Consider the following 17,730-nt stretch of genomic DNA (forward strand, 5'->3'; position numbering starts at 1 on the left):
CTGGCGGTTCGTGACCGGCCTGCACCACCCGGTGCACCTGCACCTGCTGAACTTCCGGGTGGGACATCGGGATGAGGGTGACCGTCGAGATGGTGTACCGCACGAAGAAGGGCCGGGACGTCGGCGACGTCCCGGCCCCTCCAGGTGTTCAGCTCGCTCAGGCGGGCACGCTGGCCACACCCGGTTCGAGGAACCGCTTGCCGTTGACCTGCTCCGACACACCGGAGCGGTCGAGGTACGGGGTGATGCCACCCAGCCAGAACGGCCAGCCCGCGCCCAGGATCATGCACAGGTCGAGGTCCTGCGCCTCGGCGACCACGCCCTCGTCGAGCATGATCCCCGCCTCCTCGGCCAGCGCCTTGAGCGCCCGCTCGCGGACCTGCTCCTCGGTGGAGGGGTTGTCACCCTGCTGCCACAGCTCGGCGACCTCGGGGTCGATCTTCTGGTTGCCCTGCTCGTCCCACTGCCACACCGCGGCCTTGCCCGCGTCGACGAACCGCTGCAGGTTGTCGCTGACGCCGAAGCGGTCCGGGTAGGCCCGGTGCATGGTGTGGTTGACGTGCTGGGCGACCGCCGGGCCTACCAGCTGCAGCAGCACCAGCGGGCTCATCGGCAGGCCCAGCGGGGTCAGCGCGCGGTCGGCAACCTCGAACGGGGTGCCCTCGTCGACCGCGGCGATGACCTCGCCCATGAACCGGGTGAGCAGCCGGTTGACCACGAACGCCGGGGCGTCCTTGACCAGCACGCACGACTTCTTCAGCTGCTTGCCGACCGAGAACGCGGTGGCCAGCGCCGCGTCGTCGGTCTTCTCGCCGCGCACGATCTCCAGCAGCGGCAGCACCGCGACCGGGTTGAAGAAATGGAAGCCCACGACCCGCTCGGGGTTGCGCAGCCGCGAAGCCATCTCGGTGATCGACAGCGACGAGGTGTTGGTGGCCAGGATCGCCTCGGGGGAGAGGTGCTCCTCCAGCTCGCCGAACACCTTCTGCTTGACCGACATCTCCTCGAAGACGGCCTCGATCACGAAGTCGGCGTCGGCGAAGGCGCCCTTGTCCAGCGAACCGGTGACCAGCGCCTTGAGCCGGTTGACCTCGTCGGCCGAGATGCGGCCCTTGCCCGCCAGCTTGTCGATCTCGCCGTGGATGTAGCCCACGCCCTTGTCGATGCGCGCCTGGTCGATGTCGGTGATGACCACCGGCACCTTCAGCCTGCGCACGAACAGCAGCGCCAACTGCCCGGCCATCAGCCCGGCGCCGACAACGCCGACCTTCTTGACCTCGCGGGCCAGCGACTTGTCCGGCGCGCCCGCCGGGCGCTTGGCGCGCTTCTGTGTGAGGTCGAAGGAGTACAGGCCCGAGCGCAGCTCGTCCGACATCAGGGCGTCGGCGAGCGCCTCGGTCTCCGCGGCGTAGCCGGCGTCCAGGTCGTTGTCGCGGGCGAGGTCGATCAGCTCGACGGCCTTGGTCACGGCGGGGGAGGCGCCGTGGGTGCGGGCCTCGACGATGCCCTTGGCGCGGTTGACGGCGTCGTCCCACGCCTGGCCGCGGTCGATCTCCGGCCGCGGCACGGTCTGCTCGCCGTTGATGACACGCACCGCCCAGCGCAGCGACTCCTCGAGGAAGTCCGCGGCCTCGAGCTGCACGTCGAAGATGCCCAGCGCGGTGGCCTTCTTCGGGTTGAGCATCTTGTTCTGGTTCAGCGCGTTCTCGATGATCACGGTCACCGCGGAGTCCGCGCCGATGAGGTTGGGCAGCAGCTGCGTGCCGCCCCAGCCCGGGAACAGCCCGAGGAAGCACTCCGGGAACGCGATGGCGCCCGCGCCCTCCGAGACCGTGCGGTACTGGCAGGACAGCGCCAGCTCCAGGCCACCGCCCAGGCTCGCCCCGTTGACGAACGCGAAGGTCGGGATCTCGGACTCGGTCAGCCTGCGGAACACGTCGTGGCCGGTCTTGGCGACCTGGTGGGCGTGCTTGCGCTCGGAGATCTGCTTGACGCCGGAGAGGTCGGCGCCGACGGCGAACACGAACGGCTTGCCGGTGACCGCGATGGCGGCAGGCTCGGCGGCGAAGGCCTCGTCGAGCGCGGCGTCGAGGCTGGCCAGCCCGCCGGGACCGAAGGTCGACGGCCGGGTGTGGTCGTGGCCGTTGTCGATGGTGACCAGGGCCAGCTTGCCGGGCAGGCCCGGTACGTCCAGGAGCCGGGTGAACGCCTTGGTCACCACTTCGTCCGGGAACAGGGATGCGAATTCGTCGCTCACCGCGCGCCTCCCTCGGTGTAGTTGGGGTTCTCCCAGATGACCGTGCCGCCCATGCCGAAGCCGATGCACATCGTGGTGATGCCGTAGCGGACCTCGGGGTGCTCGGCGAAGTGCCGCGAGAGCTGGGTCATCAGCCGGACGCCGGAGGAGGCCAGCGGGTGACCGCAGGCGATCGCGCCGCCCCACGGGTTGACCCGCGCGTCGTCGTCGGCGATGCCGAAGTGCTCCAGGAAGGCCAGCACCTGCACGGCGAAGGCCTCGTTGATCTCGAACAGGCCGATGTCGTCGATGGTCAGCCCGGCCTTCTGCAGGGCCTTCTCGGTCGCGGGCACCGGTCCGACGCCCATGACCTCCGGCTCGACGCCCGCGAAGGCGTAGCCGACGAGCTTCATGCCGACCGGCAGGCCCAGCTCGCGGACGGTGTCGGCGTCGGCGATCAGGCAGCCGGTCGCGCCGTCGTTGAGGCCCGCGGCGTTGCCCGGGGTGACCCGGCCGTGCGGGCGGAACGGGGTCTTGAGGCCCGAGAGCGCCTCGACCGTGGTGCCCGGACGCGGCGGCTCGTCAGCGGTGGCCAGGCCCCAGCCGTTCTCGGCCGAGCGGGTCGACACCGGCACCAGGTCCGGGGCGATCTTGCCCGCGCGGGCCGCCTCCTCGTAGCGCAGCTGGCTGAGCGCGGCGTAGGCGTCGGTGCGGTCCTTGGTCAGGCTCGGGTAGCGGTCGTGCACGTTCTCCGCGGTCGAGCCCATGACCAGCGCGGAGGGGTCGACGATCTGGTCGGCGACGTAGCGCGGGTTCGGGTCGGCGCCCTCGCCCATCGGGTGCCTGCCCATGTGCTCGACGCCGCCGGCGATCACGACGTCGTAGGCGCCGAACGCGATGCCGCTGGCGACGGTCGTCACGGCGGTCATGGCGCCCGCGCACATCCGGTCGATGGCGAAGCCGGGGACCGACTTGGGCAGCCCGGCCAGCAGCGCGGCGCTGCGGCCGATGGTCAGGCCCTGGTCGCCGGTCTGGGTGGTCGCGGCGATGGCGACCTCGTCGATGCGCTCGGGCGGGAGTTCGGGGTGACGCCGCAGCAGTTCCCGGATGACCTTGACGACCATGTCGTCGGCGCGGGTCTCGGCGTACAGGCCCTTCGAGCCGGCCTTGCCGAACGGCGTGCGAACGCCGTCGACGAAGACCACGTCCCGAACAGCACGTGCTGCGCTGCGCGTGTCGGCGGCTGCCGACGCAGGTGCGGCCACGGCGTGCTCCTCACTTGGTGTGGTGGGTTGTGCCTCGGCGGTGTCTGGCGGGAGCGGGCCCGCTACCAGCCGGTAACGGCACTCTAGCGCTTATTACCCACCGGTAACCACACGCCTCGCCGTGTCGGGTGCCTCACACCCCTGTTCCTCGACGCCCCGGGCGCCCTCACGACCCGGGTGCGGCGTTGAGCGGCGCCCGGCGGCGCCATCCGCGCGTCAGCGCGGATGCGCCCGGCGTGGGCGGCGCCCGGGGGCGCCATCTGCGCGTCAGCGCGGATGGGGCGGCGGCGTGGGTGGATGCGGCGGCGGCGGTGTCGGCCGATGGTGGCGGTGTGTGGGACTCGCGGGTGTCCAACTCGCGCGGGTGTGTCGGATGATCCCCAGCTCATGTTGGTGTGTCAGGCGCCTTGGACGTGTACTGGCATTGGTTGTCGGACTAGCGCCGGTGTGTCGGGCCCCGACTCCCGCCGGTGTCCGGCGTCCCGCCGCTGCGCAGCCTCCCGCCTGTCGCCGTCCCGGCCTAGGCTCTGTCCATGCTGTACACGTCGTCTGCCGTCGCGCCGGATCTTGTGACGGATCTGGTCACCGGCTGGACGGCCGATGTGGGCGGGCAGGCGAGTCTGGTGCCGGACGGATGCGTCGACGTCCTGTGGATCAGCACCGGCGTGGTCCGCGTCTGCGGTCCGGAGACCGCTGCGTGGTCGTTCAGCTTCCCCGCCGGGGTCGAGGCAGTGGGGGTGCGGTTCCGGCCGGGCCGGGCGGGGAGCGTGCTGGGCTTCGACACCGCCGACGTGCGGGACCGGCGGATCGGGCTGGACGACGTGCTCGGGTCACGCGCGCAACGGCAGCTCTCCGAGCAGCTCGGCGAGGTGGGCGACCAGCGGCAACGGCTCGGCATCCTGCAGGAACACGCCCGAAGGTGGCTGGCCGGGGCAACGCCGCAGGACCCGGCGACCGAGACGGTGCGGCGGATGCTCCTGCACGACACCAGCACCACCGTGGCCGCCATGGCGCACGCGACCGGGCTGAGCGAGCGGCAGCTCAACCGGCGTTGCACCCGGACCTTCGGGTACGGGCCGTCGATGCTGCGGCGCATCCTGCGGCTCCAGGGCTTCCTGCGGATGGCCCGCCATCCCGGCGCGCCCGCCGGGCTCGCCGAACTCGCGGACGCCGCCGGTTACACCGACCAGTCGCACCTCTCGCGAGACTGCCGCGAGATCGGTGGTGCGAGCCCACGTGCGCTCATCAGCGGTTGAGGGAGCGGAGGATCGCGGTGTCCGATCCGTACACGACAACCCGACCTCGGCGGAGCATGCTCTTGCACATGAGTGACATCTCCGAGCGCTACCGGGCGCTGGCCGCCGAGTTCACCCGCCGCGTCGCGGCCGTTCCCGCCGGAAGCTGGGAAAACCCCTCGCCCTGCGAGGGCTGGACGGCACGGGACGTGCTGCGCCACGTCGTCGAGGTGCACCGAGACATGCCGTCGTGGGCCGGGCTGTCGGTCACCCTGCACCGCTACGTCGACGACGACCCGCTCGGCGCGTGGAGCGAGGCCCGCGACGCCATCCAGGCACTGCTGGAAGACCCCGACCGCGCGGGCAAGCAGTACGACGGCATCCTCGGGCCGACCACGGCGGAGGCGACGGTCGACCGCTTCCTCGGCTTCGACCTGCTCGTGCACGCCTGGGACATAGCTCGGGCCACCGGACAGGACGAGTCGCTGCCCGCGCACGAGGTCGCCAGGGTGCACGCCGACGCCCGCGCCCTCGGCGACAACATCCGTAGGAGCGGGGTGTGCGGCCCGGAGGTCATCGTCGGCGAGGACGCGTCCGAACAGGACAAACTGCTCGCCTACCTCGGTCGCCAACCGTAAGCCGGATCCGCAACGCTCCACGGCCGGGCCAACACGCCCCGACACCCAATGCCCGCGCCCGGGCCTAGTCCGTCGCGGCCGGTTCGGCGTGCAGTGCGGTGCTCAGGGCGTTCGCGGTCAGCGAGATCTGCCACTCGCGGGCGCCCTTCTCGCGCAGCAGCCGCGCGACGGCCTCCTCACTGATGTCCTCCGGCGGTGCCCAGCAGGTGCGGCGGACGAGATCGGGCAGCAGCAGGTTCTCCGCGGGCAACTGGTGCTTCTCGGCGATCTCGGAGAGCTTGGCGCGGGCCGCGGAAAGCCGGGCCGCGGCGGCCGGGTCGCGATCGGCCCACCGGTTCGGCGGTGGCGGACCTTCGTTGGGCGGCGACGCGACCGGAAGCTCGTCGGCCGACAGCCGCCGCGCGTTGCGCAGGGCGTGCAGCCACATCGAGGCACGGCGCCGTTGCTGCCTGCCGCCGAACACCGGCAGCGCGGTCAGGTCCGCCTCCGTCTTCGGATTCGCCTGCGCGGCCTGCACGATCGAGCTGTCGGGCAGGATGCGTCCGGGCGCGATGTCGCGTTCGCGGGCGACCGAGTCACGCGCCTCCCACAGCGCGCGGACCGCCGCGAGCTGGCGGGGGCTGCGCACCCGGTGGATGCCCGACGTGCGGCGCCACGGTTCGGCGCGCGGCGGCGCGGGCGGGGCGGTGCGGACGGCTTCGAACTCCTCCCACGCCCACTCCAGCTTGTCCTGGCGTTCCAGCTCGGCGTGCATCGCCTCGCGCAGGGCGACCAGCAGCTCTACGTCGAGCGCGGCGTAGGCGAGCCAGTCCGCGGGCAGCGGACGGCGCGACCAGTCGGCCGCGCTGTGGCCCTTCTCGAGCCGGTATCCGAGCATGCGCTCGACGAGCGCGCCGAGCGAGACCCGGTCGAACCCGGCCAGGCGGCCCGCCAGCTCGGTGTCGAACAGGCGCGCTGGCCGCAAGTCCAGCTCGGCCAGGCACGGCAGGTCCTGGGACGCCGCGTGCAGCACCCACTCGGTGTCGTCCAACGCGGTGACAAGGGGTTCCAGCGAGCCCGCCAGCGCGATCGGATCGACCAGCACCGTGCCGGCACCCTCCCGGCGCAGTTGCACCAGGTACGCGCGCTGCGAGTAGCGGTAACCCGAGGCTCGCTCGGTGTCGACCGCCACCGGCCCGGCTCCCGCGGCGAGCGCGGTCGCGGCGGCTTGCAGCGCGACGGGGGAGTCGACCACCGGCGGTACGCCGTCGGCCGGCTCGGTCAGCAGCACCGGTTCCGGGCGGCCGGGTCCGGTGGACTCGGGGGTTGCAGCTTCCACGGCCATCAGACCTTACGTGTTCCGGTCCTTGGTGTGGGCTGGACTGCCCGAGGTCGCCGGTCCGGCCGCACCGGGGTCGGCGGTGCGGGCGCCGAGGGGGCGCCCGCACCAGTGGATCTCTCAGCCCGTCATCTGATCACCCCGGCGCGCATGGCCAGGGCAACCATCTGAGCCCGGTCGCCGGTGCCCAGCTTGCGGCCGATCCGCGACAGGTGGCTCTTCACCGTGAGCGCGGACAGGTTGAGCGCCTCGCCGATCTCCTTGTTGGATCGGCCGTCGGCCACGAGTTGGAGCACCTCCACTTCACGCCCGGACAGCTCCCGGGGCGTGTTGTCGGTTCCCGGAACCCTCGTGCCCGCGGCGAGCACCGGGGCCACGCTGGGATCGGCATACACGCCGCCGTCGAGAACGCGGCGCACCCCGTCGGTGACCACCATCGGCGAGGCCGACTTCAGCAGGTACGCCTGCGCACCTGCCTGGAAGGCGGCCCGGACCGCATAGGGGTCATCGGACGAAGCGAGCACCACGATCCGCGGCCAGCCCTGGGTACGGAGTTCCGTCACCAGGTCGATGCCGGTCCCGTCGGGGAGTCCGAGATCGAGGATGGCGAGGTCGCACGGACCGGTCGCCAGGGCCCGAGCCCTGGCCTCGGCCATCGATGCGGCCTCGTGCACCGTGCCGGCGCCCATCTGCAGCAACCGGGCGGCGATTGCCTCCCGGAGCAGCGGATGGTCATCCACCACGAGCACCGTGAACAGCTCTTCCCGCGGGTGCGGGACCATGTTGGCCGGCAAAGCGCCGGCAGGCGTGGTTCGAGCGGCCTGACCTAAGCCGACGGCAGCCACGTCACTACCTCCCTGGAGTCGGTCGTGCCCCCCGACCGGCACCGGGACTCTCGACCAATCAGCCGCGCCACTGATCGACCGAAAGTGGTGTCGTCGGGGGCAGCGTAACCGCCCAAGCGGGTCAGCGGGACGATCAATCGGGTATGTATCCCGATCGAGTTGTTACTCGGACATGATTGCATCGCTCAATCGGGTGACAGTAGGCGATGTGGCTAACGTCGGTACGTGGTGAAACGACACACCTAGATTGCGGATCGCGAAAAGTTTGCGCATTCAATCGTTTCGATCGGGCCTGTGGGAGGTTTCGGGGGCGGTCGGCCCGCCTCGGAGTGTCGCGGCGCGGCGTCGCGGTCAGGCGTGGGCAATGCAGAAATGTAACGGAACGCGCTTGGATGGTCACGCTTCGTGCGACTGGCGTTCGAGTGACGAGCGGTGAACGGTCGGCGGGGAGTGATCAATGACGGCTCTCCCACGGCGAACGGTCGCCGCTTCGGGTGAGAACGGCGGGTGACCGGTCGGCGACCCTCCGACGGCGATAGGTCGGCGTTCGGGTGGCAGCGCCGAGCGGCCTGCCGCCTGCGGCGAGTGGCAGCTCGGCGGCACCCGGGACGTGGCATTCGGGTGCAGGGCGGTCACGCAGCGGAACGGGGTGGTCCGGCCCGGCTGGGGCAACGGTCCGGCCTGGCTGGGGCACTCGGCGTGCACGGCGGATCCCGGCGGCCAGGGACCGGCCCAGAGGCCGATCGGAGCCCCGCGCCGGGACGCAGACGCAGCGGCGTCTTCGCGCGACTGACCGGACCAGCTCCGTACACCGTCGAGGCGCGTCGGAGTCGAGGTGCCACGGCGACCGCGGCGAGCGTCACATGGCTGGCGAAACCGTGCCCAGGTAGCTGCCTGCTGCTGCCGCCGGGCGACAGCAGCAGGCTCTCGGAAGCCGGCAGTGGGGCTGGCGTCGGGGAAGTGGGGCCTGCGCCCGGAAAGCGGCCGAGGCCGCTGTCAGCAGGGGCGGCCGTTGTCCGCCGTGCGGGGCCCGAGCATCGAGACGCCTTCCGGCGGGAGCCCGGCCGCGGTCGCCATCAGCTGGTGGAACGCCGCCCCGTGCGGCCCGAGGTCGGCGTCGATCGCGGTCCACGACCCGCGCAGCTCCAGGTCGTGGCTGCGCGTGGGGCCCGCGATGTCGCCGAAGCGGGCCGACGACGTCAGCGTCACAGTGCCGCCCAGCGCCGTCCACGACGCCCCGGAGTCCTCAAGGGCGTCGGTGAGCCAGGACCAGCCGACGGCGGGCAGCAGCGGGTCGGTCGCCAGTTCGGGATCGAGCTCCACCCGCAGGTAGATGACCAGCCGCAGCACGCCCTTCCACGCCTCCTGGCCGTCCGGGTCGTGCAGCAGGACGAACCGCGCGGTTGCCAGCTCGCCCGCCGGTCCGTTGGCCTCCGCCGCGACCGCGTAGGCCCACGGCGCGAGCCGCCGCGGCGGCCCGACCTCGCTGACCTCGATCTCCTGGCGCGGGCGGGACGACTTCAACGCGGCAACCGCCTGCCGGAACAACTCGGGCGCCACCGGCATCTCCGTCACACCGATGCACTGTAGGCGCCTGCCGGGCGGCGGCGCGGCAAGCCACGCCGAGCCGTGCCGAGAAAGATCAAGACGGCCCCGGCGGTGCCGCCGGAGCCGTCTCGCGGGCGTGCGAAGATGGCCGTCGCAAGCCGGTTTCCCGCGAGTTCGGCAAGCCACGACCGCCCGGGGACCGACCCCACGACCTACGGGCAGCACTTCGATGACGAATTCCGCACCGGTCACGCCCCGCCGCGACCTCGCCGACGCACCCCTGCTGGCCGCTGCTCGCGGCGAGACGCCCCGGCACACGCCGGTCTGGTTCATGCGGCAGGCGGGCCGCTCGCTGCCGGAGTACCGCAAGGTGCGCGAAGGCATCCCGATGCTGCAGTCGTGCCTGACACCCGACCTGGTGTGCGAGATCACCGCGCAGCCGGTGCGGCGCCACGGCGTGGACGCCGCGATCCTGTTCAGCGACATCGTGCTGCCGCTGCACGCGGCCGGCGTGGGGCTCGACATCGTGGCGGGCACCGGGCCGGTGGTGGCCGAGCCGGTGCGCACCGCGGCCGACGTCGCGACGCTGCCGTCGCTGGCGCCCGAGCAGGTGTCCAAGGTCGGTGACGCCGTCGGCCTGCTGCTCGACGAGCTGGGCAGCACGCCGCTGATCGGCTTCGCCGGTGCGCCGTTCACGCTGGCCTCCTACCTGGTCGAGGGCGGCCCGAGCCGAAACCACGAGCGCACCAAGGCGCTGATGCACTCCGAGCCCGCGACCTGGCACGCGCTGCTGGAGAAGCTCGCCGACACGACGCTGACGTTCCTGCGGACCCAGCTCGCCGCGGGCGTGGACGCGATCCAGCTCTTCGACTCGTGGGCCGGTGCGCTGTCGCTGCGTGACTACCGCGAGTTCGTGCTGCCGCACAGCCGCCGCATCTTCGAGGGCGTTGCCGAGACGCCGGGCACCGCCGGCGTGCCCAAGATCCACTTCGGGGTCGGCACCGGCGAGCTGCTGGGCTCGATGCGCTCGGCGGGCGCCGACGTGGTGGGCGTGGACTGGCGGGTTCCGCTGGACACCGCGGCGCAGCGGCTGCGCGAGGCCGCCCCGGAGCAGGGCGACCCGGTCGTGCAGGGCAACCTCGATCCCGCGGTGCTGTTCGCGGGCTGGGAGCCGGTCGAGCGGGAGGTGCGCCGCATCCTCGCGGAGGGCCGGGCCGCGGGCGGGCACATCTTCAACCTCGGTCACGGCGTGCTGCCGAGTACCGATCCCGGTGTGCTGACCAGGGTCGTCGAACTCGTGCACGCCGAGAGCGAGCGGTGAGCGGAGCAACGGTGCCACAGCACGTCGCGGTCGTCGGAGGCGGTGCGGCCGGGCTGGCCGCGGCGTACCGGCTGCGCCGGGAGCTCGGACCGCAGGCGCGGATCACCCTGGTCGAGCAGACCGACCGGCTCGGCGGCAAGCTGCGCACGGTCCGGCTCGCGGGCCGCGACTTCGACCTCGGTGCCGAGGCTTTCCTGGTGCGCAGGCCCGAAGTCCTGCGGCTGGCCGAGGAGCTGGGCGTCGACGACGGCATCGTGTACCCGGGCAGCGCCTCGGCCACGGTGCGCGCCGGCGGGCGGACGCGGCCACTGCCCGGCGGCACCGTCATGGGCGTGCCGTCTTCGCCCGAAGCCGTGCAGGGCGTCCTGTCCGAGGCCGGTGTCGCGGCGGTGCGCGCGGAGGCCGACCTGCCGCCGCTGGACCTGGGTGGAGCCGACGTGTCGGTCGGCAGGCTGCTGCGCGAACGGGTCGGTGACGAGGTCGTCGACCGGCTGGTCGAGCCGCTGCTCGGCGGGGTCTACGCGGGCAACGCCGACCTGCTGGGCCTGCGCGCGACGATCCCCGCGCTCGCCGCGGCCATCGACGCCGGTGCGGAGTCGGTCACGGCCGCGGCCGCCGCGGCGTTGCCCGCGCCGAGCGAGCCGGGACGCAAGCCGCCGGTGTTCGGCGCCTTCGCAAGCGGCTACCAGCGGTTGGTCGACGAGCTCGTCCGCGAGTGCTCCGCCGAGGTCCGCCTCGGGCTGCCGGTGCGGGCGGTGGAGCGCAGCGGCACCGGATGGCGTCTGGAGATCGGCTCCGCGCCGGACCCGGACGTGCTGGAGGCCGACGCGGTCGTGCTCGCCGTTCCCGCGCCCGCGGCCCGCCGGCTGCTTTCCGGCGTGGTGCCCGAGGCCGCCGACCGGATGGGCGGGGTGGACGTCGCCTCCATGGTCGTCGTCGGCCTGGCACTGCCGCCCGAGACGCCGTTGCCCGACGCTTCGGGCGTGCTGATCGCGCGCGGCGAGACCCATGCCGACGGCACGCCGTTCACCGCCAAGGCGTTCACCTTCTCCAGCCGCAAGTGGCCGCACCTCCGTGGCGAGAACGGTGAGCTGCTGGTCCGCGGTTCGGTGGGCCGCTTCGGTGAGACCGAGGAGCTGCGGCTGACCGACGACGAGCTGCTGCGCCGGGTGCGCGCCGACCTCTCCGAGCTGATCGGCGCGGCCGTCGACCCGGTCGACACCGCCGTGCTTCGCTGGGGCGGCGGGCTGCCGCAGTACGGGGTCGGGCACCTGGACGCGGTCTCCGGCATCGAGCGCGCTGTCGGCGAGGTGCCGGGACTGGCCGTCGCGGGTGCCGCGCTGCACGGCCTCGGCGTGCCCGCCTGCGTGGCGACCGGGCAGGCGGCTGCGGCCAAGGTCACGCGAGACCTCGTGGCGGCCTGACCAGGTCGCGGTGGGAATATGGAGCCATGGCGCGTCTGAACTACTCCGAGCTCAACGACACGATCCGCTACACGATGTGGTCGGTCTTCCGCATCGAGCAGGACACCCTGCCCGAGGACCGGGAGAAGGCCGCGCAGGCGACCAAGGAGTACCTGGACTCGCTGGAGGAATCCGGTGTCGTGGTGCGCGGGGTCTACGACGTGTCGGGTCTGCGCGCCGACGCCGACTTCATGATCTGGTGGCACGCCGCCGAGATCGAGGCCGTGCAGGCCGCCTACACCGGGTTCCGCCGCGAGACGCCGCTGGGGCACTCGTCGGAGCCGGTCTGGAGCAATGTCGCGCTGCACCGCCCGGCGGAGTTCAACAAGAGCCACATCCCGGCCTTCCTGGCCGGTGAGGAGCCGCGCAAGTACGTCTGCGTGTACCCGTTCGTGCGCTCCTACGAGTGGTACCTGATGCCCGACGACGAGCGCCGCACGATGCTGGCCGACCACGGCAAGGCCGCCCGCGACTACCCCGACGTGCGCGCGAACACGGTCGCGTCGTTCGGGCTCGGCGACTACGAGTGGGTGCTGGCCTTCGAGGCCGACGAGCTGCACCGGATCGTCGACCTGATGTGGAAGATGCGCTACACCGAGGCGCGGCTGCACGTGCGCGAGGAGACCCCCTTCTACACCGGTCACCGCGTGGACGTCGCCGACCTGGTCACCCGCCTGCCCTGAGCCTTCGGCGGCCGCTGTGCCCTGAGCGCCTCCGGTCGCGGCCCGGCGCCGCTGGGCTTGGAATGGCGCTATGTGGCAACCGGACGGGTGGGACGCGCGGGCGCGGATCGGGGTGCTGACTCCGCACGGGGATGTCGGGCCGGAGTCGGAGTTGCAGGTGATGGCGCCCGACGGTGTTCGAGTGCACGCGGCGCGGGTGCCGTTCGGCGCGATGGCGCGCGGTGGCCGGATGCCGTCGACGATCCCGCTCGGGCCGATCCGGGAGTACGCCGATCCGCCGCACGTCGACGACGCGGCGCGGCTGCTGGCCGCGGCGCCGGTGCGCAGCATCGCCTTCGCCTTCACCAGCTCCGGGTACGCGACCGGTCCGGCGGCCGAGGCGGAGATGCTCCACCGGCTCAACGCCGCCACGCAAGGCATCCCGGTCGTGGCCACCTGCTCGGCCGCGGTGCTCGCCCTGCGGGCGCTCGGCGTGGGCGAGCTGGCGCTGCTGGATCCGCCGTGGTTCGACCAGCGGCTCAGCGGCATGGGCGCGGAGTACTTCCGGGACCAGGGCCTGGAGGTGGTGTTCAACTCGCCGGTCGGGTTGCCGAGCAACCAGCGCAGCATCAATCCCGGTGAGCTCTACGACTGGGTGCGCGAGCACGTGCCCGCCAGGGCCGAGGCGGTGTTCGTCGGCGGGAACGGGATGCGCGCGGTCGGGGTGATCGCCGCGCTGGAGCAGGACCTCGGGCGTCCGGTGCTCACCGCCAACCAGGTGCTGCTGTGGCACGCGCTGCACGCCGGCGGGCTGCACGTGCCGGTGCACGGGTATGGATGCCTGTTCGACGTCCAGCCGCCCCCGCACGAGGAGTGAACCCGGTCTCAGGAAAGGCTGTCCGCGCAGCAGGCCAGCAGTTCGACCAGCCGTCGCCGGTCATCGGGGCCGATGCCCGCGAGCATGCGTTCCTCGACCTCCGAGACGGTGCGGTCGGCTTCGCGCAGCAGCCGCTCGCCCTCATCTGTGAGCGTCACCGGACGCGCCCTGCCGCCGGTCGCGGTCTCGGCGACGGCGACCAGGCCCGCGCCGCGCAGACCACCGAGCACGTCCTGCAACGACTGGCGGGTGACGAAGCACCGCCGCGCGAGCTCGGCGGAGGAGATCGCGGGTTCCTCGGCGAGCGCGTGCAGGACGGCGTACTTCGACATCGAGAGCCCGAGAGGGCGGAGCCGGCGCTCGCACGCCTGGTTCAGCGCCTGCTGGGTCCGTTTGACCTGGTATCCGGCCCGGTTCCGCACGTCGGCTTGACTCATGTCAGGAACCTTACAACAATGCTCGTGTAAGGAACCTGACAACAAGGGGAGAGCATGCCGACCACCGAGATCAACGCCGACGCCGACCTCGTCACGCTGATCAACGTCTTCACCGTGGAACCCGGCCGGCAGCGGGAGCTGGTCGACGTGCTGGCGCGGGCGACCGAGGAGGTCATGCGCCACCAGCCCGGCTTCGTCTCGGCGAATCTGCACGTCAGCCTGGACGGCACCCGCGTGGCGAACTACGCCCAGTGGGAGAGCTCGGAGCACTTCCAGCGGATGCTGGCCAACCCGGAATGCCGGCACCACATGTCGGCCGCCGCCGAGATCGCCCGGTTCGAACCGGCGCTCTACTCCGTCGACTCGGTGCACCACGCCTGAGAGGCTGTCCTGACGCCTTGCGTGGCGGCGAGCCGAACACCACCCGGAAGCCGGAGTGCCGCAGGTGGTGGCCGACGCCAGAATTGCCGGCGTGGAGCGACCATCGGAGCTTCTGGCCGACGGCGGGGTACGGCTTCGCCGCTGGTCCCGTGGTGACGGTGACGAGGCGCTTCGGGTGACGACCGAGGCACTCGACCACCTGGCGCCGTGGATGGCGTGGGTGGCCGACGGCTACGGGCGGCCGGAGGCGCTGAAGTTCATCGAGCGCAGCCAGGCCGACTGGGACAGCGGCGCGGCCTACAACTACGCGATCCTCGCCGAGGACGGGGCGGCCATCGGCAGTTGCAGCCTGATGGCGCGCACCGGTGGGTTCGAGATCGGCTACTGGCTGCACCCCGGCCACACCGGGCGGGGCATCGCGACGCGCGCGGCGCGGGCGCTGGTGGCAGAGGCGTTCCGCATAGGCGCCGGACAGGTCGAGATCGTCCACGACGCCGCGAACCACGCCAGCGCGGCGGTGCCCAGGCGGCTCGGCTTCACCGAGGTCGAGCGGCGTTGCCCGTCGCAGCAGCCGGTGACCAGCTCGGAGGTCGGCGTCGACGTCGTGTGGCGGAGGCTGGCGGGGCCGGTCGCCGCAGGATGAGCGCCCGCGTTCGCCGGGTGGCGGGCTCGGGTGCCCGCCACCCGGCGCGCCGCGTCAGATCGTCGCGGTGTCGATGACGAAGCGGTAGCGGACGTCGCTGGCGAGGACCCGCTGGTAGGCCTCGTTGATCCGCTCGGCCGGGATCACCTCGACCTCTGCGCCGATCCCGTGCTCGGCGCAGAAGTCCAGCATCTCCTGCGTCTCGGCGATCCCGCCGATCAGCGAGCCGGCCAGCGTGCGGCGACCGCCGATCAGCGTCGACGCCGAGACCGGCACCGGGCGCTCGGGCAGGCCCATCTGCACCAGGGTGCCGTCGGTGCGCAGCAGGCCGAGGTAGGCGTCCAGGTCGAGGTCCGCCGAGACGGTGTTGATGATCAGGTCGAAGCTCCCGGCCAGCCGTTCGAACGTGGCCGGGTCCGAGGTCGCGTGGTACTGCTCGGCGCCCAGCCGCAGCCCGTCGTCCTTCTTCCGCAGCGACTGGCTGAGCACCGTGACCTCGGCGCCCTTGGCACGGGCGATCTTGACCGCCACGTGGCCGAGCCCGCCGAGGCCGACGACGGCGACCCGGCGGCCCGGACCCGCGCCCCAGCGCGTGAGCGGCGAGTACACCGTGATGCCCGCGCACAGCAGCGGCGCCGCTTCGTCCAGCGGCAGGCCGTCGGGGATGCGCAGCGCGTAGCTCTCGTCCACCACGACCTGCCTGGCGTAGCCGCCGTAGGTGGGCTTGCCGTCCCGGTCGACGCCGTTGTAGGTCATCACCGCGCCGAGCTCGCCGGTGCAGTACTGCTCCGAACCGGCCCGGCAGTTGTCGCAGTCGCGGCAGGAGTCGACGAAGCACCCGACCCCGACCCGGTCGCCGACGGTGTGGCGGGTCACCTGTGAGCCGACCGCCGCGACGACCCCCGCGATCTCGTGCCCGGGCACCATGGGGAATATCCCCTCGCCCCACTCGGCGTTGACCTGGTGGATGTCCGAGTGGCAGATCCCGGTGAAGGAGATGTCGATGAGGACGTCGTGCTCGCCGAGCTCGCGTCGCGGGACCGGCGTGGGCTCCAGCGGGGCATTCGGGGAGGGCGCGGCGTAGGCAGCGATCGTGTCGTTCATGCGGTCCAGCCTGCCCACGCCTGACCTGCGCGACCAGCGGGCGTTGAACGTACGAATCCGGTTCCTACTACTGGGAGAAACACCTTCGCATGGACCACCGCACCGAGCTGAGCCAGTTCCTGCGCACCCGCCGCGCCCGGCTGGGCCCCGATGACGTCGGGCTGCCGCAGTACGGTCGGCGCCGCGTCCCCGGCCTGCGGCGGGAGGAGCTGGCGCAGCTGGCCGGGGTGAGCGTGGCGTACTACACGCGGCTGGAGCAGGGGCACGCCCAGAACGTCTCCGGCGAAGTGCTCGGGGCGATCTGCGACGCGCTGCGGCTCGACCAGGCCGAGCGGGACCACCTGCGCAACCTCGTGCGCCCGGTGCGCAAGCGGCGCCGCAGCGCGCAGCAGCGGGTGCGTCCCGCGTTGCAGCAGCTCATCGACGCGATGGACAGCACGCCCGCGATCGTCCTCGGCCGGCGGCTGGACATCCTCGGCTGGAACCGGCTCGCCTGCGCGCTGCTGGGCGACTTCCCGGCCATGGAGCCCGACCAGCGCAACCTGGCGCGGCAGGTCTTCCTGGATCCGGCCGCGCGCGAGTTCTACGTGGACTGGACGGCCAAGGCGACCGAGATCGTGGCGCTCCTGCGGCTCGACGCCGGGCGCCACCCCGATGACGAGGCGCTGTGCGCGCTCGTCGAGGAGCTCTCCGGGCGCAGCGAGGTCTTCGGCCGCCTGTGGGCGGACCGCGACGTGCGCGACCTCGGCTACGGGCGCAAGCAGCTGCGGCACCCGGTGGCAGGCCGGCTGACGCTGGCCTACGAGACCATGCACCTGCCGGATCCGGACCAGAAGGTGATCGCCTACCACGCCGAACCCGGCTCGCCCTCCGCCGAGTCGCTGAACCTGCTGGCCACCCGCACGCTCGCTCCGGCAGGGTGACCGGGGGCTGGGCGCGTCAGGCCTTCGGCACGTGGCGCAGGGCGATCGAGTTGATGCAATAGCGCTGGTCGGTCGGCGTGTCGTAGCCCTCGCCCTCGAAGACGTGGCCCAGGTGGCCGTGGCAGGTCGCGCACAGCACCTCCACCCGCACCATGCCGAGCGAGCGGTCCTCGCGCAGGATCACCGCGTCGGTGTCGCGGGGGTCGTAGAAGGAGGGCCAGCCGCAGTGCGACTCGAACTTGGTCTCGCTGCGGAACAGCTCCGCCCCGCACGCCCTGCACTCGTAGACACCCTGCGTCCTGGTGTCGACGTACTCGCCTGTCCACGGACGTTCGGTGGCCGCTTCCCGGAGCACCGCGTACTCGGACGGGCTCAGCTGCTGCCGCCACTCCTCGTCGGACTTCGAGACCTTCGGGGTGGCACCCACATCCGGTTCCATGCCTCCACGCTAATGCTTTCCAAGATCGTCCGCCCGTGCGGGCTCCCGCGGTCCCGCGGTTCAGCCCAGGAACGTGTCCAGCACGAAGGCGACCGCGTTGTAGACCGTGAACAGCACGCCGAACAGCATCAGCGAGACCACGACGACGGCGACCACGCGGCGGTGGCCTTCGGTGCGGTTGGCGCTCTGGGCGAAGTCCTCGACGCCGTGCAGCATCCCCTCGACGGTGGCCTTGGAACCGCTGCGCTCCATCCGGTCCAGGTGCTCGGCGAACGCCCTGGCCTCGGGGTCGTGCGGATCGAGCCCGGCGAGGTCGTCGTCGAACCGCCTGGCCGGGCCGTCGCACCCCTCGCCGTCCTGCGCTGGCATGCCGTCACCGTAGCGCCGCGGGCCTG

Annotated in this window: 18 protein-coding genes; 9 read left to right on the forward strand and 9 right to left on the reverse strand. The window is 72.2% G+C overall.

Annotation, left to right across the window (positions count from 1 at the left end; genetic code table 11):
• Positions 1-157 precede the first annotated feature (157 nt).
• Entirely contained in the window at positions 158-2,257 is a 2,100-nt protein-coding gene (locus tag HUO13_RS11440) for a 3-hydroxyacyl-CoA dehydrogenase NAD-binding domain-containing protein (protein ID WP_211901365.1), read from the reverse strand.
• Positions 2,254-3,501 carry a thiolase family protein gene (locus HUO13_RS11445; RefSeq protein ID WP_211901366.1) on the reverse strand — a complete coding sequence of 416 codons (1,248 nt, stop codon included), beginning with the start codon at positions 3,499-3,501 and terminating at the stop codon, positions 2,254-2,256. The genes HUO13_RS11440 and HUO13_RS11445 overlap by 4 nt, the downstream gene beginning before the upstream one ends.
• Positions 3,502-4,034: 533 nt before the next feature.
• On the opposite strand from HUO13_RS11445, the gene HUO13_RS11450 reads away from it, so the two are divergent.
• Together HUO13_RS11450 and HUO13_RS11455 are read left to right on the forward strand one after the other, a co-directional pair.
• A complete protein-coding gene (locus tag HUO13_RS11450; protein ID WP_211901367.1) occupies positions 4,035-4,757 on the forward strand; it encodes a helix-turn-helix domain-containing protein in 723 nt (240 codons plus the stop codon).
• A gap of 68 nt (positions 4,758-4,825) precedes the next feature.
• On the forward strand, positions 4,826-5,374 hold the full coding sequence (locus tag HUO13_RS11455; RefSeq protein ID WP_211901368.1) for a TIGR03086 family metal-binding protein: 549 nt from the start codon (positions 4,826-4,828) through the stop codon (positions 5,372-5,374).
• 64 nt (positions 5,375-5,438) lie between these two features.
• On the opposite strand, the gene HUO13_RS11460 is transcribed toward HUO13_RS11455, so the two are convergent.
• From HUO13_RS11460 to HUO13_RS11470, 3 genes are all read right to left on the reverse strand, one after another.
• Positions 5,439-6,698 carry a ribonuclease D gene (locus tag HUO13_RS11460; protein ID WP_211901369.1) on the reverse strand — a complete coding sequence of 420 codons (1,260 nt, stop codon included), beginning with the start codon at positions 6,696-6,698 and terminating at the stop codon, positions 5,439-5,441.
• A 122-nt stretch (positions 6,699-6,820) separates the two neighbouring features.
• Positions 6,821-7,537, reverse strand: a complete 717-nt coding sequence (locus tag HUO13_RS11465) for a response regulator (RefSeq protein WP_037304891.1) — start codon at positions 7,535-7,537, stop codon at positions 6,821-6,823.
• A 996-nt stretch (positions 7,538-8,533) separates the two neighbouring features.
• Positions 8,534-9,112, reverse strand: a complete 579-nt coding sequence (locus HUO13_RS11470; RefSeq protein WP_432757835.1) for a DUF3000 domain-containing protein — start codon at positions 9,110-9,112, stop codon at positions 8,534-8,536.
• Between the two features lie 202 nt (positions 9,113-9,314).
• Here HUO13_RS11470 and hemE point away from each other — a divergent pair, with 202 nt between their 5' ends.
• From hemE to HUO13_RS11490, 4 genes are all read left to right on the forward strand, one after another.
• On the forward strand, positions 9,315-10,406 hold the full coding sequence (hemE, locus tag HUO13_RS11475) for a uroporphyrinogen decarboxylase (protein ID WP_211901370.1): 1,092 nt from the start codon (positions 9,315-9,317) through the stop codon (positions 10,404-10,406).
• Positions 10,407-10,417: 11 nt separating this feature from the next.
• Positions 10,418-11,830, forward strand: coding sequence for a protoporphyrinogen oxidase (hemG, locus tag HUO13_RS11480; RefSeq protein ID WP_211901371.1), 1,413 nt, complete (start codon positions 10,418-10,420; stop codon positions 11,828-11,830).
• Between the two features lie 26 nt (positions 11,831-11,856).
• The gene (gene hemQ / locus HUO13_RS11485) at positions 11,857-12,552 is read left to right on the forward strand and encodes a hydrogen peroxide-dependent heme synthase (RefSeq protein ID WP_211901372.1); all 696 of its coding nucleotides are present in this window, start codon (positions 11,857-11,859) and stop codon (positions 12,550-12,552) included.
• Positions 12,553-12,622: 70 nt separating this feature from the next.
• The gene (locus tag HUO13_RS11490; RefSeq protein WP_211901373.1) at positions 12,623-13,408 is read left to right on the forward strand and encodes a maleate cis-trans isomerase family protein; all 786 of its coding nucleotides are present in this window, start codon (positions 12,623-12,625) and stop codon (positions 13,406-13,408) included.
• 8 nt (positions 13,409-13,416) lie between these two features.
• Here HUO13_RS11490 and HUO13_RS11495 read toward each other — a convergent pair whose 3' ends face one another.
• The gene (locus HUO13_RS11495; RefSeq protein WP_211901374.1) at positions 13,417-13,845 is read right to left on the reverse strand and encodes a MarR family winged helix-turn-helix transcriptional regulator; all 429 of its coding nucleotides are present in this window, start codon (positions 13,843-13,845) and stop codon (positions 13,417-13,419) included.
• Between the two features lie 54 nt (positions 13,846-13,899).
• On the opposite strand from HUO13_RS11495, the gene HUO13_RS11500 reads away from it, so the two are divergent.
• On the forward strand, positions 13,900-14,226 hold the full coding sequence (locus HUO13_RS11500; RefSeq protein ID WP_211901375.1) for an antibiotic biosynthesis monooxygenase family protein: 327 nt from the start codon (positions 13,900-13,902) through the stop codon (positions 14,224-14,226).
• Positions 14,227-14,317: 91 nt separating this feature from the next.
• A complete protein-coding gene (locus tag HUO13_RS11505) occupies positions 14,318-14,869 on the forward strand; it encodes a GNAT family N-acetyltransferase (RefSeq protein ID WP_211901376.1) in 552 nt (183 codons plus the stop codon).
• A 54-nt stretch (positions 14,870-14,923) separates the two neighbouring features.
• Here HUO13_RS11505 and HUO13_RS11510 read toward each other — a convergent pair whose 3' ends face one another.
• The gene (locus HUO13_RS11510; protein ID WP_211901377.1) at positions 14,924-15,973 is read right to left on the reverse strand and encodes an NAD(P)-dependent alcohol dehydrogenase; all 1,050 of its coding nucleotides are present in this window, start codon (positions 15,971-15,973) and stop codon (positions 14,924-14,926) included.
• A gap of 89 nt (positions 15,974-16,062) precedes the next feature.
• Here HUO13_RS11510 and HUO13_RS11515 point away from each other — a divergent pair, with 89 nt between their 5' ends.
• Positions 16,063-16,896, forward strand: coding sequence for a helix-turn-helix transcriptional regulator (locus tag HUO13_RS11515; RefSeq protein ID WP_211901378.1), 834 nt, complete (start codon positions 16,063-16,065; stop codon positions 16,894-16,896).
• A 16-nt stretch (positions 16,897-16,912) separates the two neighbouring features.
• Here the strand turns inward: HUO13_RS11515 and msrB are convergent, their stop codons facing one another.
• Positions 16,913-17,335, reverse strand: coding sequence for a peptide-methionine (R)-S-oxide reductase MsrB (gene msrB, locus HUO13_RS11520; RefSeq protein WP_211901379.1), 423 nt, complete (start codon positions 17,333-17,335; stop codon positions 16,913-16,915).
• Positions 17,336-17,395: 60 nt separating this feature from the next.
• A complete protein-coding gene (locus HUO13_RS11525) occupies positions 17,396-17,704 on the reverse strand; it encodes a hypothetical protein (protein WP_211901380.1) in 309 nt (102 codons plus the stop codon).
• Between the last annotated feature and the right edge of the window lie 26 nt (positions 17,705-17,730).

The organism is Saccharopolyspora erythraea, from assembly GCF_018141105.1.
GTDB classification, from domain to species: Bacteria; Actinomycetota; Actinomycetes; order Mycobacteriales; family Pseudonocardiaceae; genus Saccharopolyspora_D; species Saccharopolyspora_D erythraea_A.

Bases quoted from the DNA above. Each gene is read 5' to 3' on its own strand.
- HUO13_RS11450 (WP_211901367.1), top strand. From the start codon at position 4,035: ATGCTGTACACGTCGTCTGCCGTCGCGCCGGATCTTGTGACGGATCTG.
- HUO13_RS11455 (WP_211901368.1), top strand. From the start codon at position 4,826: ATGAGTGACATCTCCGAGCGCTACCGGGCGCTGGCCGCCGAGTTCACC.
- HUO13_RS11460 (WP_211901369.1), bottom strand. From the start codon at position 6,698: ATGGCCGTGGAAGCTGCAACCCCCGAGTCCACCGGACCCGGCCGCCCG.
- hemE (WP_211901370.1), top strand. From the start codon at position 9,315: ATGACGAATTCCGCACCGGTCACGCCCCGCCGCGACCTCGCCGACGCA.
- hemQ (WP_211901372.1), top strand. From the start codon at position 11,857: ATGGCGCGTCTGAACTACTCCGAGCTCAACGACACGATCCGCTACACG.
- HUO13_RS11490 (WP_211901373.1), top strand. From the start codon at position 12,623: ATGTGGCAACCGGACGGGTGGGACGCGCGGGCGCGGATCGGGGTGCTG.
- HUO13_RS11495 (WP_211901374.1), bottom strand. From the start codon at position 13,845: ATGAGTCAAGCCGACGTGCGGAACCGGGCCGGATACCAGGTCAAACGG.
- HUO13_RS11500 (WP_211901375.1), top strand. From the start codon at position 13,900: ATGCCGACCACCGAGATCAACGCCGACGCCGACCTCGTCACGCTGATC.
- HUO13_RS11510 (WP_211901377.1), bottom strand. From the start codon at position 15,973: ATGAACGACACGATCGCTGCCTACGCCGCGCCCTCCCCGAATGCCCCG.
- HUO13_RS11515 (WP_211901378.1), top strand. From the start codon at position 16,063: ATGGACCACCGCACCGAGCTGAGCCAGTTCCTGCGCACCCGCCGCGCC.
- msrB (WP_211901379.1), bottom strand. From the start codon at position 17,335: ATGGAACCGGATGTGGGTGCCACCCCGAAGGTCTCGAAGTCCGACGAG.
- HUO13_RS11525 (WP_211901380.1), bottom strand. From the start codon at position 17,704: ATGCCAGCGCAGGACGGCGAGGGGTGCGACGGCCCGGCCAGGCGGTTC.